Source organism: Spiroplasma endosymbiont of Nomada rufipes (genome assembly GCF_964277355.1).
GTDB lineage: Bacteria > Bacillota_I > Bacilli_A > Mycoplasmatales > VBWQ01 > Spiroplasma_E.
The window spans coordinates 814,663-833,296 of sequence record NZ_OZ195517.1 but is presented as its reverse complement, the minus strand read 5'-3'; the positions used below and the strand labels follow the sequence as shown (position 1 = coordinate 833,296).

17 protein-coding genes and 1 pseudogene are annotated in these 18,634 nt (G+C 24.7%); 6 read left to right on the top strand and 12 right to left on the bottom strand.

The genetic code is table 4. The features are described 5' to 3' along the window. Positions 1 to 414 precede the first annotated feature (414 nt). From ACICQF_RS04515 to ACICQF_RS04505, 3 genes are all read left to right on the top strand, one after another. A complete protein-coding gene (locus ACICQF_RS04515; protein ID WP_338957756.1) occupies positions 415 to 726 on the top strand; it encodes a hypothetical protein in 312 nt (103 codons plus the stop codon). A 168-nt stretch (positions 727 to 894) separates the two neighbouring features. Beyond that, the gene (locus tag ACICQF_RS04510) at positions 895 to 2,577 is read left to right on the top strand and encodes a phospho-sugar mutase (RefSeq protein WP_395472932.1); all 1,683 of its coding nucleotides are present in this window, start codon (positions 895 to 897) and stop codon (positions 2,575 to 2,577) included. A 14-nt stretch (positions 2,578 to 2,591) separates the two neighbouring features. Beyond that, on the top strand, positions 2,592 to 3,563 hold the full coding sequence (locus ACICQF_RS04505) for a 3'-5' exoribonuclease YhaM family protein (RefSeq protein WP_395472931.1): 972 nt from the start codon (positions 2,592 to 2,594) through the stop codon (positions 3,561 to 3,563). A 60-nt stretch (positions 3,564 to 3,623) separates the two neighbouring features. On the opposite strand, the gene ACICQF_RS04500 is transcribed toward ACICQF_RS04505, so the two are convergent. Together ACICQF_RS04500 and ACICQF_RS04495 are read right to left on the bottom strand one after the other, a co-directional pair. Next, positions 3,624 to 4,664: a hypothetical protein gene (locus tag ACICQF_RS04500; RefSeq protein WP_395472930.1), complete on the bottom strand. Its 1,041-nt coding sequence runs from the start codon at positions 4,662 to 4,664 to the stop codon at positions 3,624 to 3,626. 155 nt (positions 4,665 to 4,819) lie between these two features. Then, positions 4,820 to 5,770, bottom strand: a complete 951-nt coding sequence (locus tag ACICQF_RS04495) for an IS30 family transposase (protein WP_395472929.1) — start codon at positions 5,768 to 5,770, stop codon at positions 4,820 to 4,822. 126 nt (positions 5,771 to 5,896) lie between these two features. Here ACICQF_RS04495 and ACICQF_RS04490 point away from each other — a divergent pair, with 126 nt between their 5' ends. Further along, positions 5,897 to 6,739 carry an ankyrin repeat domain-containing protein gene (locus ACICQF_RS04490; RefSeq protein WP_395472928.1) on the top strand — a complete coding sequence of 281 codons (843 nt, stop codon included), beginning with the start codon at positions 5,897 to 5,899 and terminating at the stop codon, positions 6,737 to 6,739. Between the two features lie 56 nt (positions 6,740 to 6,795). Here ACICQF_RS04490 and ACICQF_RS04485 read toward each other — a convergent pair. The 10 genes and pseudogenes from ACICQF_RS04485 to ACICQF_RS04440 form a co-directional block, all read right to left on the bottom strand. Next, positions 6,796 to 7,463: pseudogene (locus ACICQF_RS04485) on the bottom strand (copper homeostasis protein CutC). An 18-nt stretch (positions 7,464 to 7,481) separates the two neighbouring features. Beyond that, positions 7,482 to 8,657: a methionine adenosyltransferase gene (metK, locus tag ACICQF_RS04480; protein ID WP_395473704.1), complete on the bottom strand. Its 1,176-nt coding sequence runs from the start codon at positions 8,655 to 8,657 to the stop codon at positions 7,482 to 7,484. 11 nt (positions 8,658 to 8,668) lie between these two features. Then, positions 8,669 to 9,655 carry an alpha/beta fold hydrolase gene (locus ACICQF_RS04475; RefSeq protein ID WP_338957768.1) on the bottom strand — a complete coding sequence of 329 codons (987 nt, stop codon included), beginning with the start codon at positions 9,653 to 9,655 and terminating at the stop codon, positions 8,669 to 8,671. 30 nt (positions 9,656 to 9,685) lie between these two features. Then, complete coding sequence (locus tag ACICQF_RS04470; RefSeq protein ID WP_174480992.1) at positions 9,686 to 10,513, bottom strand: TIGR00282 family metallophosphoesterase; 828 nt, start codon at positions 10,511 to 10,513, stop codon at positions 9,686 to 9,688. Between the two features lie 15 nt (positions 10,514 to 10,528). Then, a complete protein-coding gene (gene ylxM, locus ACICQF_RS04465) occupies positions 10,529 to 10,843 on the bottom strand; it encodes a YlxM family DNA-binding protein (RefSeq protein ID WP_395472927.1) in 315 nt (104 codons plus the stop codon). Further along, positions 10,836 to 11,819: a signal recognition particle-docking protein FtsY gene (gene ftsY, locus ACICQF_RS04460; protein WP_338957770.1), complete on the bottom strand. Its 984-nt coding sequence runs from the start codon at positions 11,817 to 11,819 to the stop codon at positions 10,836 to 10,838. The genes ylxM and ftsY overlap by 8 nt, the downstream gene beginning before the upstream one ends. Positions 11,820 to 11,919: 100 nt before the next feature. Continuing rightward, positions 11,920 to 12,870 carry an IS30 family transposase gene (locus ACICQF_RS04455; protein WP_395472926.1) on the bottom strand — a complete coding sequence of 317 codons (951 nt, stop codon included), beginning with the start codon at positions 12,868 to 12,870 and terminating at the stop codon, positions 11,920 to 11,922. A gap of 140 nt (positions 12,871 to 13,010) precedes the next feature. Further along, the gene (locus ACICQF_RS04450; protein WP_252319030.1) at positions 13,011 to 13,571 is read right to left on the bottom strand and encodes a 5-formyltetrahydrofolate cyclo-ligase; all 561 of its coding nucleotides are present in this window, start codon (positions 13,569 to 13,571) and stop codon (positions 13,011 to 13,013) included. After that, entirely contained in the window at positions 13,555 to 14,013 is a 459-nt protein-coding gene (gene sufU / locus ACICQF_RS04445; protein ID WP_174481014.1) for a Fe-S cluster assembly sulfur transfer protein SufU, read from the bottom strand. Before sufU ends, ACICQF_RS04450 begins: the two co-directional genes overlap by 17 nt. After that, the gene (locus ACICQF_RS04440) at positions 14,000 to 15,283 is read right to left on the bottom strand and encodes an aminotransferase class V-fold PLP-dependent enzyme (protein WP_395472925.1); all 1,284 of its coding nucleotides are present in this window, start codon (positions 15,281 to 15,283) and stop codon (positions 14,000 to 14,002) included. Before ACICQF_RS04440 ends, sufU begins: the two co-directional genes overlap by 14 nt. A 187-nt stretch (positions 15,284 to 15,470) precedes the next feature. Here ACICQF_RS04440 and ACICQF_RS04435 point away from each other — a divergent pair, with 187 nt between their 5' ends. Both ACICQF_RS04435 and ACICQF_RS04430 read left to right on the top strand, forming a co-directional pair. Continuing rightward, positions 15,471 to 16,421 carry an IS30 family transposase gene (locus tag ACICQF_RS04435; RefSeq protein ID WP_395472924.1) on the top strand — a complete coding sequence of 317 codons (951 nt, stop codon included), beginning with the start codon at positions 15,471 to 15,473 and terminating at the stop codon, positions 16,419 to 16,421. A 171-nt stretch (positions 16,422 to 16,592) separates the two neighbouring features. Then, the gene (locus tag ACICQF_RS04430) at positions 16,593 to 18,632 is read left to right on the top strand and encodes a hypothetical protein (protein ID WP_395472923.1); all 2,040 of its coding nucleotides are present in this window, start codon (positions 16,593 to 16,595) and stop codon (positions 18,630 to 18,632) included. The last annotated feature ends 2 nt before the right edge of the window (positions 18,633 to 18,634 follow it).

The window sequence follows — 18,634 nt, the reverse complement described above, 5'->3', positions numbered from 1 at the left end:
TTTTATCTTTAGGAATTTCTTTTAATCTTTTTTCCTTTTCTTTAAAACTTTAATTTAATAAAAATCCTAATATAGATATATCTCTATGTTAGGACTGAACAGTTATTAAATTATGAATATATAATAACATAAAAAATAATACTTTTGATGAAAATTATAATTAACACTTATATAAGTATTAATATTTAATTTCATATACATGTATTTTTTTATAAACAATTAAATTATAAAACTTCTAAGGAGGTAACTATTTCTAATTAAACAATAGTTATCTAATACAAAAATAAATGAAAAATATCTATATTTAATATAGATATTATGATATAATTTTCCTAAAATTAATATAAGTTTTTACCTATTTACTTTTATTTTAAAGTAAATAGATTTTTAATTTGAAAAAGGAGATATTTAGAAGTGCTATATAGTAAAAAATCAGAAAATCTTATAACAGAAAAAGAAAAAACAACAACAAATTCAAGAAAAATTAAACCACAATTACCAATAACAACATCTCTTGCTGAAATATTACTAAATAATAATGAAAAACTTGTTGGTACTATTACTAGTGATCAGTATCTTAATAAAGATAACAAACAAGTACCATTATATAAACTAATTAAAACTTCAGAACCAAATAAAAAAATAAACATTAAAGCAATAAATTCTATTAAAAATGACAAACAACCAATAACAATTCTAAATAAAACCAATTCACAATCAATATAAAAATAAAATAAAATTATTAAAGATTGAAATTGAAATTTTTAATAATTTTATTTTTTATTATTTAATTCAAAGTTTATGTTTAGATTAACTACTAAAATTTATTTTCTTCTTATTTTATAGTATGATTTACCTATAAACTTAATTTTTTATTATAAAGGAGAAATAATAATGAATGTACTAAAAACATATGAGATTTGAAAAAAGCAAAACTTACCACAACACTTAAAAAAACAATTAACTACAATGTCTAAAAGTGAAATTGAAGATGCTTTTACTACAACTTTAGAATTTGGTACAGCTGGCATGCGTGGTATTACTGGAGTTGGTACCGGCAGAATTAATGAAATTATTATTATGAAGGCAACTGTCGCATTTATTCAATATTTAAAATCTGCCTTTTCTGAAAAAGACTTACTTCGTGGTGTTATTATTGCTCATGATAATCGTCACTTTTCAGCAGAATTTACAATGTTAACAGCAAAAACTTTAGCTAAACATAAAATTCCTGTTTTTTTATTTAAAAATAATGATTTAAGACCAACACCAGTACTTTCATATAGTATTAGAAAAGTTAATGCTCTTGCTGGAATTGTTATTACAGCCAGTCATAATCCTCCTGAATATAATGGTTATAAAATTTATGATCAATATGGCTGTCAATTTCTTCCTAATGTTACCAATATAATTAGCAATAAAATGGAACAATTGCCTGATGATTTTCAATTAACATTCGATTATGATACTAACCTAATTAAAGAAGTGCCTTCAACAGTAGAAGATAATTATCGTGACGATATTAAAAATTTACAGTTTTATCCACAAGTTAAAAATCGTAACTTTAAAATTGTATTTTCTAATCTACACGGTACTAGTCGTGAATGAGTTAAACCAATTTTAGAACAATGCGGTTATGAAATTATTTTAGTAACAGAGCAAGCTAACTATGATCCTGATTTTAAAGGTGTAGTGTCGCCCAATCCCGAAGTAAAACCAACATTTGATTTAGCAATTAAATATGCTAAAAAACATGATGCACCATTAATTATTTTAAATGATCCTGATGCTGATCGCATTGGTATTGCTGTAAAACATAATAATGATTATGTATTATTAACAGGTAATGAAATAGCACCAATTTTATTAGAATATTTATTAAGCCATTATCAACTTAATAAAACAATGCCAAAAAATCCTGTTATGTACAATACATTTGTTACTTCAAATTTATCTGATATGATTGCTAAATCATATGGATGTCAAGTTATTAAAACGTTAACTGGTTTTAAATGAATTGGTGCAGAAATGCTAAAAGAAAAAGAACGTAACATTAACTTTGTTTTTGGTTTTGAAGAAGCATATGGTTATGTTATTAAAGATATTACTCGTGACAAAGATGGTATTCAATCAGCAATAGTAGCAGCAGAAGCGGCTTGATATTATCAAAAGTCACAAAAAACATTAGTTGATGTTTTAGAAAATATTTATCAAAAATTTGGATATTATTACTGTTATACTGTTAATCTTATTTTAAAAGGCAAAACAGGACAAAATACTATTAATAATATGTTAGAAACATTAAGAACTAGTAAAATACCAACACTTAATAATATTAAAACAATTAAAGTTGAAGATTATCAAACTGGTTTACATGGAATGCCATCGCAAAATTTACTAAAATTTTACTTCAGTGATGGTTCATGATTTGCTGTTAGACCTAGTGGAACTGAGCCAAAAATTAAATTCTATTTTGTTTGTGTTGATAAAACCATTAATTATGCACAATTAAAAATGAGAAAAATGTATGAAGAATTAGCTATCAAATATCTAAATATCAAAGATATAAAATGATAGAAAGGAACTAAAAAATGACTGTAATTAAAGATATTAAACCTAATAATGTTTTAAGTTTAGTAGTAATTATTAATCGAGTAATTCAAGGTGTTGCTTCTAACACTACTAATTATTTAAACTTACAATTACAAGATAAAACTGGGACAATTTCAGCAAGAATTTGAGACGTAAGCAAAGAAACTATTGAACAATTAACAATAGGACAAGTAATTAAAATTGAAGCAAATAGCATTAATTATAATAATGAAATACAACTAAAAATTAATAATTGAACTATTATTACTAATCCTAGTGAATATTATGATTTATTACTTACACAAGCACCAATTAATATTATTGAAGCATGAACTGAAATTAGTCAAACAATAAAGGAATTTAAAAATCCAATTTTAAAAAAAGTATTAATCCAATGTTTTAATAAAAAAAATATTGATGATTATAAAAAATGACCAGCAGCAGTTAAAATGCATCATGCTGTTCAAAGCGGTTTATTATGACACTCAGTAACAATGTTAAGAATGGCAAAACAAGTAGTAGCACTTTATAATGATCGTAATATTAATAGTGAACTATTATATGCAGGAATCATTATGCACGATTATGGAAAAATGGTTGAATTAAATAATAATCCTATTAGTTCATATACACTATCAGGTAAAATGATTGGTCATATTTCATTAGGTGCAATGCAAGTTACACTTGCTTGTAAGGAATTAAATATTAACTTAGACGAAGAAATCGTAGTTTTATTACAGCATCTAATATTAGCTAGTCATGGTAAATATGAATATGGTTCACCTGTCTTACCAAAAACAATAGAAGCTGAAATTTTACATCATTTAGATAACTTAGATGCAAAGATCTATGCAATTGATGAAGCATTTGTTAATATTAATGTTGGTGAATCAACTGCTCGTATTGCAAGTATTGAAAATAGAATGTTCTATAAACATCAAAATTTAAAAGAAAAAAATAAAAAAGTTTAAATAATAAAAACTCTCTTTTAATTAAAAGAGAGTTTATTTTTTATCATAAATTTTAATAAATTAATTTATATTTATTTTTATAGGATAAAAATAACCAGTTTCTGTATTACCATAAAAAATCAATACATTTGCTTCTTTATCTGATTCTTTATCTTTAAATCAATCATTAGGTACTGGCTTTTCATTTTTATCATAAATTTCATTTTCATTTCTAAGCTTATTAAAATCAATTTTTTCTTTATACATACCTTTTAATAAAACTTTAACATCTAATTCTGAATTTTTTTGTAATTTTTTTAATTTATTTATAACATCTGTTACTGCTTCTGGTTTATTCATTGTTTCTTTAGTTGAAGTTGCTGGTGCTCATGAAGCGAATGGCAAAGTTGTCTTTGCAAAATAATTTTGCATATCAATATCTGAAATAATTGTTTGTTTAGTTATATCAATCATTGTTGAACCTTGATAATTTGGATCATTTGAATTACTACTTATTTTGACAACTATTTTAGATACTTTTTCAAGTTCTTGTTTATTGTTTGTTATTTCTTCATTATTTTCGTTATAAAATTGAAGTTGATAACCAGCAGCTAATGGTGTTGACTTAAATTCATCAAAACTATTTATATTACTAATTAATTCTTTATAACTTTTACTTGGATTAGCAATAATGTCTAAACCAGTTAATTGAATAATAGTACTTAAATCAGTTTTATCAGATTGTTCTTTTATATTTATTTTAATTGGTGCTGTTGAACCTTGATAATTCAAATCATTACTATTGCTAGTAATAACTATATATAAATCACCAACTTTTTGTAATTTAGCAGTTATATCATTTTTAGCTTCTTTATCACTAAAATATTTAATTACAGGGTTACCTAACTTTGGATTTAAGTTTTTAACTTCTATTGTATTATTTATTAATGTATCTAATTTTTTATTACTTTTATTAACATCTACAGTAATATTTGTTGTTAGTTTAGTAATTTTATCTTTTAATTCTGTTTTTTGTGTTGTGTTATTATCACAAGCAACAACTGATAATGGTATTGGTGTTGATATTGTTAAGATCGATAATAATTTTACTAAGTTTTTCATTTTTTACCTCGCTTAAAAATAATAAGTTAATTTAAAAACCAATAAAGATTTTGAATTAATAATATATGAAAACCAAATATTTTACAATATAACTTTAATATGCAAAAATACTTGTAAATTAAGTTATTTTTGCTAAATTGTAAAGGTAAGTGCAACTAAATTATTTTTCTATCCAAATATTCGATTGGTGAAAGATAATTTAATATTTTTCTCGGTCTTTGATTTAAAGACAATATAAATTTATGAACTTCATTTTTATTAGTTTTTGAAAAAATAAATTTTTTAGGAAATTTTTCTCTAATTAAACCATTAGTATTTTCATTAGTACCTCTTTGTCAAGGTGAATATGGATTGGCAAAATAAATTTTTACATCTAAATTTTTTTCAAGTTGTTGTCAATTTGAAAATTCTTTGCCACGATCAAAAGTACTAGTTTTAACAATGTTTTTAGGAAGAATTGATAAATAATAAATGACATTTTTATTAATAACTTTAGTAGTTCTGTTTTTAACTAATATTGCTAAAGTAAATCGTGATACTCTTTCAACTAAAGTTATTAAACATGATTTGCTTTTACCTCGTGATGATACTATAGTATCTCCTTCTCAATGACCAAGTGTTATACGATCATTAACATTTATATCTCGTTCTTTAATTGATTTACCATTAAACTTGCCACGATTTTCTTTAGATTTTCGTTTTTTACCTTTTCTTCTTAAATTTTTACTAGTAACTTTATCAAGCATTCCAAAATAAATTCAAGTATAAATTGTTTTAAAACTAATAACTCACTCTTTATGAAAATTTTTAATTCTGCCATAAATTTGTTCAGGTGATCAACCTAATAGTAATTTTTGTTGTACATATTTTACTAAATTCTTATTTTTAAACTTATGAAAACTAATATGTGATTGTTTTCGATTTTCAGCTTTATTTTGTGCAATTAATGAAAAATAATGATTATTATCTTTATTTCTATTAATTTCTCGAATAATAGTACTAATACTTCGATTAAGATTTTTAGCTATTTCACTAATTTTAAATTTAAATTTCAATTGATTCTCAATATAAATCCTTTCATCTATGCCAAGATGTTTATAACTCATATAAAAACTCCTTACTTTTTTCTAAACTAAATTTAGCATTATGAAATTTTTATATGAGAATTTTTTGCAATTTTATTTACTTGCACTTACAAGTATAATTCAGCTTTAGAAAAGGAAGATAAAGAAATGCCTAAAAATAAATTTTTAACAGCTATTGAAGAAGGTGACTTACAAACAGTTAAAACTTTACTACTTAATCCTGATAACAATAAGTTCGATATGGAGGGTGCCTTAATAACAGCCGCTGATTATGGTCACATTGAAATAGTTCAATTTTTAATAGAAAATAATACTGATATCAATCATATAAATAGTACAAAAGATACTGCTTTAATGTTAGCTGCCGAACAAGGTCACACAGAAATAGTTAATCTTTTAATAACAAACGGTGCTAATGTTAATCATATAAATAACACAAAAGATACTGCTTTAACACTTTCTATTGAACAAGGTCATGAAAATATAGTTAAAATTTTAATAACAAACGGTGCTAATGTTAATTATATAAATAAAGATTATGATACACCTTTATTATTAGCTACCAAAAAAGGTTACATAAAAATAGTTAATCTTTTAATAACAAATGGTACTAACATTAATTATATAAACAAAAATGATGATACAGCTTTATTATTAGCTGCTGAACAAGGTCACACAGAAATAGTTAATCTTTTAATAACAAACGGTGCTAATGTTAATCATAAAACAAAATTTGGCAATACTGCTTTAACAAAGGCCGCTAAAAATGGCCATTTAAATGTAGTTGATTTATTAATAGCCAATGGTGCTGATATTAATAAAATAAATTTACGTGGTGAAACTGCTTTAATAAGAGCACAAAAACAAAAACATACAAAAGTAGAAAAAATTTTAACAAAACAATGTTCTTTAGAATCTAATAAAAATGAAATCAATGCAACTAATTATAATAATAAACCATCAATAAAGGTTACTGTTCTTTTGTATTAAAAGAACAGTAACCTTGTTAAATGTTTAATCTTATCTATTATAAAACTTTTTATTATTTATGCCATATTTTTAATATTATTAATTAATTGATAATTAATAGGATTATTAAAATTATTATCTTCGTGCACACATTTTCCAACGTGAATATCATTAATACCATTTTTTAATAAAACATTAACATTTTCTAAATTAACTCCACCACCAGCAATAATTTTTATTGGTAAATTTAATTTCTTTAATTCTTTAAATTTATTAATATTATTTACAATATTATCTTGACCACCAGAAGTTAAAACTGTAGTAACACCTAATTTTACTAACTGTTCTAAAGCTTGTTTTTTATTAAAAATTTCATCAAAAGCACGATGAAAAGTTATTTTTAAAGGCTTTGCTAATTTAATAATTTCACTCATTCTTTCAACATCAATATTATTATCTTTAGTTAAAATACCACAAACAATACCTGATGCATGAGTTGTTTTAATAAATTCAATATCTCTTTAAAGATTTTAAAATCATTATCAGTAATATTAAAACCATTATTATTATTTCTGACCATAACCATTACTGGTTTCAATGAAATTTTACATGCTTCAGCAATCAATTCATAATTTGGAGTATAACCACCAAATTCCATAGCAGTACAAAGTTCAACTTGATTAGCTAAAGAATTATTAATTTTTTCTATATCTTTTAAATATGTAGCTATTACTTCTAAAAACATAAAATATCTCTCCCCATCTTATTTTTTTGATAAATAAGTTTTCAATAAACTAACTTTATCTAATTTCTCTCAAGGTAATTGTAAATCATTTCTACCAAAATGACCATAAGTTGATAATTGTTGATAATTTTGTTTAAATAACTCTAATTTATCAATCATAGCACTAGCAGAACAATCAAAGACTTGATAAATTATTTCTGTTAATTTTGCCTCTGTTAAACCGGAAATAATAGTTTGATGAGTATTAACAAATATTGCAATTGGTTCAGGAGTTCCAATTGCATAAGCTAATTGTACTTCACAAATCTTTGCTAAGTTAGCAGCAACAATATTTTTAGCAATATACCTAGCATAATAAGCACCCGTTCTATCAACTTTAGTGGGATCTTTTCCTGAAAAAGCTCCCCCGCCATGACAAGCAGCTCCACCATAAGTATCAACCATTAATTTTCTTCCTGTTAAACCAGTATCACCAGCAGGTCCACCAATTACAAATTTACCAGTTGGATTAATTAAATATTTAAAATCAAGATTTAAATGATATTTATTAGCAATATATTGCATAATTTCTTTATGAATAAATGTTTTAAATTGTTTTTCATCATAATTTGCTTGATGTTGAATGCTCATTAAAATAGTATGTATTTTTAAATTTTTAGGGTCTTCTTGATCAATAGTAACTTGCGCTTTCATATCAAGAAGTGCATACTTAAATTTTTTTTCCTTTCGTAATTTTGTAGATCGTTTAATTAATTCATGTGCTAAAACAATTGCTAATGGCATATATTCTGATGTTTGCTGACATGCATAACCAAACATTATTCCTTGATCACCAGCACCAATTTGATGATTTTTTAATTCAACACCTTGTAAAATATCAGGTGATTGTTCATGAATTAACACTTTAATTTCACAAGTAAAACCATTAAATCCAATTTCATCATTTATATAACCAATTTCAGTAATAACTTTTCGCGCAATTGCTTGATAATCAACTTGAGCATGACTATGAACTTCACCACCAATTAAAACAAAATTTGTAGTAATAAAAACCTCACATGCTACTTTGGCATGTGGATCTTGTTTTAAAAAAGCATCTAAAATTGCATCAGCAATTTGATCGCAAATCTTATCAGGATGACCAGGAGCAACAGACTCACTAGTAAAAAGAAGATGGGTAATATTAGGTATTAATTTCATATTTTTTAACCTTTCTCAAGTAAAATTTTTTTTGTAATTCATGGCATAATTTCATTATCAAATATATCTTTAATATTAGGTTCATTAATTAAAGCATGTTTACCATCAAAAATAAAAACATAACTATGATGTTTCTTCCAATATTTTTTATTAATTTTAAGTTGATGAAAATCACTAAATACATCATCAGCACTTTGCAAGATTAACGTTGGAAGTTTTGAATTACTAATTTCCATTATACTTTTTTTATTAATTTTTTTAAATTGTAGTAAAAAACGTAATGATCAATTTTGACGATTACTATATCTTTGATTTATATTAGTAATATGAGCATTATTACTAGAAATATCTTGATTTTCAACATAGATTGGCATTTGAATATTAGAATTAAAAATAAAAGCAAAACAAAAACAAATAATAAAACTTAATGAAAATTGATAAAGATTTTTTTTAGTTACTAAATTACTAGTAATTAATGCTGATACTTGTGAATTATTTTTAACAGCATGACTAGCAATAGCTGCGCCTAATGATTCACCAAAAATAATAATTTTTTGATTAGGATATTTAGATTTTACTGCACTTATTATATCTTTTAAATCATTAATATCAGTACCTAATGATTTAAATTTTCAATCTTGTCCATTTTTACCATTACCTCTTCGATCATAAGTAATTAAAGATAGTTGTGATTTTTTACAAAAAGAACTTAATAATTTAAAATCATCTTTTTGACCTTGCAAGCCATGAGCACCAATAATAATGACTGTACTTTTATCAACCATTTGCTTAAATAATTTTACTTCATAACCATCACGTAAAATAATTACCTTTTCTCGTATTTCAGCAGCTTGTTGTACATGAACATTATCTTTAATTTTTGCCATTAATAAAATTCTTAAAATTATTAAAATAATTAATATACTAATCCCAATTAAAATCGAATATAAACCATTTTTATCAGTAAAAAAATTAGCATTGTTTCATATCATGTTAAAGTTAGTCCCTTCCTATATTTGTAATTATTCGTAAATTTTAAAATTAGGTGCTTGTGGATGAATAAAAATACGTTCAATTTTTTGTGCTTTATTTGTCTCATCATTAATAGTTAATAAAACAGCTGAAAATTGACCTTCACCATCAGCTGGACTAAATTTTGCCGGCATACTTTTTTTATCACGAATAATAACTTCTTCAGCTTTAGCACCAATAATAGAATAAAACGGACCTGTCATTCCAACATCACTAATAAAAGCAGTACCTTTTGGTAATAAACGATTATCTGCTGTTTGAACATGAGTATGAGTTCCTACCACACAAGTAACTTGACCATCAAAATTTCAAGCAAAAGATAACTTTTCCGCTGTTGCTTCAGCATGAAAATCAATAATATGAATGTCACTTTTTTCTTCACTATTTTGTTTATCAATCGTAATAAGTTGTTCAAGAGCAAAATAAGGATTATCAGATTTATCCATGAAAGTACGACCAATTAAGTTTGTTACACGTACTTTTTTATTACCAACTTTAACTAAAATTGTACCATTACCTGGATGATAAGGATTATAATTTAAAGGACGCAATAAATCGGGAGTTGTATTAATATACTTAGCAACATCAGGATGACCAAAAATATGATTACCGGTAGTAATAATATCAATACCAGCATTTTTTAATTCATCATAGTGTTTTTTACATAATGATTTACCATGAGTAGTATTTTCACCATTCGCAACTACTAAATCAATCTTAAATTGATTTTCATATTCCTTTTTTATTTTAGGAATTCAATATTTAACCATTTGTCTACCAACAATACTGTAAATATCACCAATTATTAAAATCTTCATTAATTTCCACCTGCTTTATTCTATTTTATCAATTTCTTGTAAAACTTTAATAAAATTATACTTTTCCGTATATTTTTCATATATTACTTGTCGTTGTTTATATTTTTCATAAAGATGCAAATTACTTTCATATTTATTTAATAAAATAATAACTTTTTGTAGACTATCATGAACAGCCGTTCGTGATACTTTTTGTAAATCAGCGATTTCTTGTAAAGATAAATTCTCAATAAAGTAATTTGTAAAATATTGTTTTTGTTTTGCTGTTAATAATGTATTATAAAAAGCAAATAAACTATAATATAAAACTTGTTTTTTTAAACTATTCATTTTCATACTCCACAAACAAATTACTTGTTAAACTAAAAATATACTTATCTAAATCAAACTCTTCCAAGTCATTAATACCTTCACCAAAACCCATTAATTTAACAGGAATATCTAATTCTTCCTTAATAGCAAGAATAATGCCACCTTTAGCAGTGCCATCCATTTTTGTTAAAATAATGCCAGTCAAAGAAACAATTTTCATAAATTCTTGCGCTTGATTAATACCATTTTGTCCAGTTGTACCATCAATTACTAACAATGTTTCATTAGCTTCATGTCCTAATTTCTGAGTAATAATTTTATTAATCTTTTTTAACTCCTGCATCAAATTAACTTTATTTTCTAATCTCCCTGCTGTATCAACAATAATAACATCACAACCTTCAGATTTAGCTGCTTCAATTCCAGCATAAACAACACTAGCTGGATCTTGCTTTGGTGTTCCTAAATAACAAGGAATACCAATTCTTTCTGCTCAAATTTGCAATTGTTCAACTGCACCAGCACGAAAAGTATCAGCAGCAACTAGAATTGGTTTTTTACCTTGTGTTTTTAATTTAGCTGCTAATTTAGCTGCTGATGTTGTCTTACCATTACCATTAACACCAACAACTAAAAATAACGAAATATTATTACTACTAAAATTTAATCTTGTAGAAACCAACTGACCATCAGTATAAATAACAAACATTTTATCAATAATAATATCATTAATATCTTTTGGTTTTGTTAATTTTTGGATTTTAGCTTCATGACGAATTTCATCAGTAATAGTTTCTGCCATTTTGTATCCAACATCTGCTAAAATTAATACTTCAGTTAATTCTTCAAAATATTGTTCATCAAGTTGATGATAACGCGCTGCTAATGCTTTAATTTTAGATGCAAATAATGTTCTTGACTTTTTAAGGCCCTGATCATATTTAGTTGTCTTTTGACCAAATAATTTTGTCTTTAAATTTTTAAAAAATGCCATATTTTCACCTACATTGTTTATTATACCAATAAATAACTAGTTATTTATGACATTAATACTTTAATTTTATTAAAATGCTAAATTGTAAAGGTAAGTGCAACTAAATTATTTTTCTATCCAAATATTCGATTGGTGAAAGATAATTTAATATTTTTCTCGGTCTTTGATTTAAAGACAATATAAATTTATGAACTTCATTTTTATTAGTTTTTGAAAAAATAAATTTTTTAGGAAATTTTTCTCTAATTAAACCATTAGTATTTTCATTAGTACCTCTTTGTCAAGGTGAATATGGATTGGCAAAATAAATTTTTACATCTAAATTTTTTTCAAGTTGTTGTCAATTTGAAAATTCTTTGCCACGATCAAAAGTAATAGTTTTAACAATGTTTTTAGGAAGAATTGATAAATAATAACTGACATTTTTATTAATAACTTTAGTAGTTCTGTTTTTAACTAATATTGCTAAAGTAAATCGTGATACTCTTTCAACTAAAGTTATTAAACATGATTTGCTTTTACCTCGTGATGATACTATAGTATCTCCTTCCCAATGACCAAGTGTTATACGATCATTAACATTTATATCTCGTTCTTTAATTGATTTACCATTAAACTTGCCACGATTTTCTTTAGATTTTCGTTTTTTACCTTTTCTTCTTAAATTTTTACTAGTAACTTTATCAAGCATTCCAAAATAAATTCAAGTATAAATTGTTTTAAAACTAATAACTCACTCTTTATGAAAATTTTTAATTCTGCCATAAATTTGTTCAGGTGATCAACCTAATAGTAATTTTTGTTGTACATATTTTACTAAATTCTTATTTTTAAACTTATGAAAACTAATATGTGATTGTTTTCGATTTTCAGATTTATTTTGTGCAATTAATGAAAAATAATGATTATTATCTTTATTTCTATTAATTTCTCGAATAATAGTACTAATACTTCGATTAAGATTTTTAGCTATTTCACTAATTTTAAATTTAAATTTCAATTGATTCTCAATATAAATCCTTTCATCTATGCCAAGATGTTTATAACTCATATAAAAACTCCTTACTTTTTTCTAAACTAAATTTAGCATTATGAAATTTTTATATGAGAATTTTTTGCAATTTTATTTACTTGCACTTACAAGCATAATTCAGCTTATTGATTAGTGTATTTAATTTTTAGATTAAAATATTAATTAGTAAAAATATAGTCTAATGGTATATCTCAATTATCGTGATTAATTATATAAGGAATTTTTTGAATAGCAAAACCAAGTCCTATTTTACTAAAGTTAAATTTATTTTTAGATAAATAACGATCGTAAAAACCTTTACCATAACCAATACGATAATAATCTTTATCAAAGGCAATCAATGGTACTAACATACAATCAATTTGACTTCCTATAACTTTTTGGCAATTTAAACTTGGTTGTCCAATTTTAAAATCATTATCAAATACGATATCGTTTCAACTATTAATAAAGTAAAATTCCAAATGCTCACCATTCATTCTTGGTAAACAAACTTGTTTTAGATTTTTTCATAATAATTCAATAATTTCTTTAGTTTCTACTTCATATGGTAAGGAATTATAAAGAGCAAATACATTATTTTGTTTAAAATAATGTGATTCATTAAATTTATTGAAAATAATTTTATTTCACTTTTGATAATTATTTTTAGAAACATTTTTTAATTTTTTTAAATAAATGGTTCTTAAACTAATTTTATCCTTAATTTCCATTTCCATTTTTTTCACATTCTTTCTCAATTATTTTATTAATACCATTAATACCAATAAGGGCACATTTAATTCGATTACGTTGTCTTGGTACATTTTTAAAAGCAATCATATTTTCAATTATTTTATCATTAAATTGCTTTTCTGATAACATTGCTTGATAATTAATAATAATTTCTTTTATTTGTGATATTGTTTTACCTTCAATTAAAATACAAAAAAGATCGGTTGCTGCAGTTGAAATAGCACACCCAATTCCAGTAAAGCGTGCGCTATTAATAACTTTATTTTTAATAGAAATTTCAACATGAAAATTATCAACACATGATTCATTGTTTTGATGATATGTCAAACTATTTGGTAAATTTTTAAAACCTTTATTTTTTGGATTACTATAGTGTTCAACAATTAGTTTGCGATAATAGTCTTGATTGTTATTAAAAGAATTCATTTAAAAAATCTCCTCCTTCATTAATCCCTTTTTTTAAAGCTATTACTAATAAGTCAATATCTTTTTTGCAATTGTATATGTAAAAACTAAGACGAATTGTTACTTCAGCGTTAATTATATTAGGTAATAATTTAGCACAATAAGTTCCACTGCGTACGCATATATTTTGTGTTCCTAAAAAATTAGCAACATCTTGTGCAAATACTTTTTTAATATTAAATATTATGTTACTACTATTGCCATCAATATTATAAATTTCAATGTTATTTCCTAACTGCGCTGTTAATTGTTCAATTGCGTATTTTTTTAGTAAAATTTCATGATTTCTAATATTTTCAATACCAATGTTTAATAAATACTTAATAGCTGCACCTAGCCCAAATACACCCGCAATATTTTGTGTTCCACCCTCAAAACGATAAGGACTATCTAATAAGTTAAATTTACCATTTTCATAAATATCACCATTCATGCCTCCACCCAATATTAGTGGATCTAGTATATTTAATCATTCGTTTTTTCCTCAAAAGACACCGATTCCAGTTGGACCAAAAACTTTATGACCAGAAAATCCAAAAAAATCAATATTTCAATTTTTAACATCGGTTTTTATATGTCCTATTGATTGTGCACCATCTATTATTACTAAAATATTTTTAAAAATTCAATTATCACTTTTAACATTTTTTTTACCATATTCTTTAATAAAATTAGTTAATGTTTCAGTATCATTTTTTATTGCTAAAGAATTATTAATATTTGCAAAAGCAACTATTCTAGTTTTAGGTGTTAAAACTTTTTTTAAATTTTCAACAGTAATGACTCCTTGTTTATTTGTTTCAATAAATTTTATTTTAATTTTTTTAGTTTGTATCAAACGATAAAATGGTAAGAGTAATGAGCTATGTTCTAAAGTTGTTAATAAAATTTCATCATTTTCTTGTAAATATTTTTCTAAGCCAAAAGCAATTTGATTATAAGCAAAAGTTGCTGAAGGACAAAAAACTATTTCGTTTTCGTTACTATTAATAAATTTACTAATTGTTTTTCTAGTATCTTCAAATATATCATTTCCCTTAACAGCAATTTGATAATCTTGACTATGTGGATTAATACAATATTTTTCATAATAATCCCTAACAGCATCAATAACTATTTGTGGTTTTAGTGAAGAAGCCGCTGTATCTAAATAAACTAAATCAGGATTATTTTTAAAAAAGGGAAAATCAGTTTTAAAGGTATTATCATTAATGTTTATTTTTTTATTCATATTTACTCCTATATCATTACACCAAATATAATATACTTATACTAATGATTATACACTTAATTTTGTGCTAATTTTCTTAAAATGCTGAATTATACTTGTAAGTGCAAGTAAATAAAATTGCAAAAAATTCTCATATAAAAATTTCATAATGCTAAATTTAGTTTAGAAAAAAGTAAGGAGTTTTTATATGAGTTATAAACATCTTGGCATAGATGAAAGGATTTATATTGAGAATCAATTGAAATTTAAATTTAAAATTAGTGAAATAGCTAAAAATCTTAATCGAAGTATTAGTACTATTATTCGAGAAATTAATAGAAATAAAGATAATAATCATTATTTTTCATTAATTGCACAAAATAAAGCTGAAAATCGAAAACAATCACATATTAGTTTTCATAAGTTTAAAAATAAGAATTTAGTAAAATATGTACAACAAAAATTACTATTAGGTTGATCACCTGAACAAATTTATGGCAGAATTAAAAATTTTCATAAACAATGAGTTATTAGTTTTAAAACAATTTATACTTGAATTTATTTTGGAATGCTTGATAAAGTTACTAGTAAAAATTTAAGAAGAAAAGGTAAAAAACGAAAATCTCAAGAGAATCGTGGCAAGTTTAATGGTAAATCAATTAAAGAACGAGATATAAATGTTAATGATCGTATAACACTTGGTCATTGAGAAGGAGATACTATAGTATCATCACGAGGTAAAAGCAAATCATGTTTAATAACTTTAGTTGAAAGAGTATCACGATTTACTTTAGCAATATTAGTTAAAAACAGAACTACTAAAGTTATTAATAAAAATGTCAGTTATTATTTATCAATTCTTCCTAAAAACATTGTTAAAACTATTACTTTTGATCGTGGCAAAGAATTTTCAAATTGACAACAACTTGAAAAAAATTTAGATGTAAAAATTTATTTTGCCAATCCATATTCACCTTGACAAAGAGGTACTAATGAAAATACTAATGGTTTAATTAGAGAAAAATTTCCTAAAAAATTTATTTTTTCAAAAACTAATAAAAATGAAGTTCATAAATTTATATTTTCTTTAAATCAAAGACCGAGAAAAATATTAAATTATCTTTCACCAATCGAATATTTGGATAGAAAAATAATTTAGTTGCACTTACCTTTACAATTTAGCAAATAAATAATTGGTAATTAGTTATTTCATTTTAAAATTAATTAGAAAAAACTATCCCTTAAATATAAATTTTATGTTAAGATATCTTAGTAAAATAAATTAAAAAATCTTTTTTTGCTATAGATTTAATTAAAAGGAGTGAATAAAGTGCGCAATATTCTTGCCTTAGTTGCAGCTTTCATGTTATCATCAACATCAACTATGTCTATTATAGCTTGTAATAATTCAAATGAAAGAGGCACAACTAATGTTTTCGACTGAAATAGTGCTTTTATAGATACAAGTACTACGACTGACACCTTTTTTAATTACTTATTAAATAATCCCAATAGTGGATGAGGTAAAACATTATATACTGATATTAATCAATATATTAATCTTTCAATTTTAAAAAATACTCCAGAATATAAAGATGATTATCTTGCTGCTTTGACAGCAGCTCAATCTGAGATGGAAAATAAAATAAAATCATTACAAGCAAAATATGGTCGTTCATGAGAAAAACAATGAAAGAAAGTATTGGTCGATGATGATGTTAATACTTACATTGATAATATTTTAAAAAAGAGTGCTTTAGGTATTATTCAACGTAGTTATGTTACTAGTAATTATAAGGGTTATAAATACTACAATCAAAATGAAATTAATATTTGATTAAAGGATTTATGAGAACAAGTAAAGAGTGAAAACAATCCAAATGGTACTTATGATAGTGTACAACAATACATTAATGGTAAAACAAGTATTACTTATGCTGGTAAATATTCTAGCAAAATTTGAGTTGTTGCTAATGCCAATAGTTTAAATCCTGATCTTACTGATTTTAAACAATTAGATGATGCTGTTAAAGCTGCTAAAACATGAACTGGTGTTAATATTAGTTTCCTTGTTGTAAAAACTAGTGATGATAAGAATGATAGTAATTATGAAACAGATTCATACAATACTATTGATGGCTTATTAAGTGATAATCAATCTAAAATAGCTAAAGTAATGTTAAGAAATCAAGAATTAATTTGAACTCGTCAAATTGTTATTCCTTTTGATTCTACTGCTAAACCTTTACAAGAAAAGATTAGTGCTTCTCAGTTTTCTCAAAATAAAACTAAAATTAATGAAATTTTAAAGAATATTAGAACTAATGGTTTTGATCAAACATTCACTGAAGAAAAAGGGGCCGCTACTACTGATGTTAGTAAAACTGGTGATTTAGGATTAATGGATATTACTAAATCTTCACAAGAGAATAGTCCTTTTTATTATTACTTATATCGTTATGTAACTAGTGCTGAAGGTGTTGGTAAAAATGTTGATGGTATTCAACCATATAAATTAACACAATTTACTTCACCAACTGACAAGGAAAAGGGTTTAGATGACTTAATTCCTTATATAGACCGTGATAGTATTAAAGATAAAGGTAAAGATGGTACTAGCCAATATAATGATTTAGTTTATATGAAAGATATAAAAGGACCACAACTTCCTGATGCTGCAGTTAATAATGGACCTGGAGTTGGCATTTTTATTGATACTGGTGGTATTCATTTTATTCAAACGCCAGGTATCACATATCAACAGCAAGATAAACCTAAAAGCGATGAATCAACTTATAATATAATTAAAACATTTAAAAATCATAGAAAAGATACTTATCAGTGAAAAGACTTAGCACCGTTATCTGAGCGTCCAGGTGGATTATCTGATTCTCCTTATCTTGATTATTTACAAACTGGTTTTTTACTACAAAAATATACTCCAAATACAACTCTTACTTTTAATTTAAATGATGCATTAACAGCCTTTACTGGAGGTACTGGTAGCCTTGGTGATGCAACTTGATGAGATTATAATTTATACTTTAATAATAACTCGAGTTTAATTCATTGAAATTTACAGGATATATTTGGTTCAAGTCCTCTTGATCCAACTGATACGAAAATTAATAGCTTTGTTGAAAAAATGAAAAGTTGATTTGATAAAACTAAAGAAAATCGTTGAAACAATAGACAAGGTATTAATATTAATGCAACATTTAAGGATAATATTATAAAAACTAATAATACATGAGATGGCTTTACACAAGATGCACCAGTTGCTCGTATGGATACTAATATTGCTAATTATCTAGATGTTGTTGGGAAACGAACATTATGATGATATGATCCAAGTATCATTAGTTCTTAGAC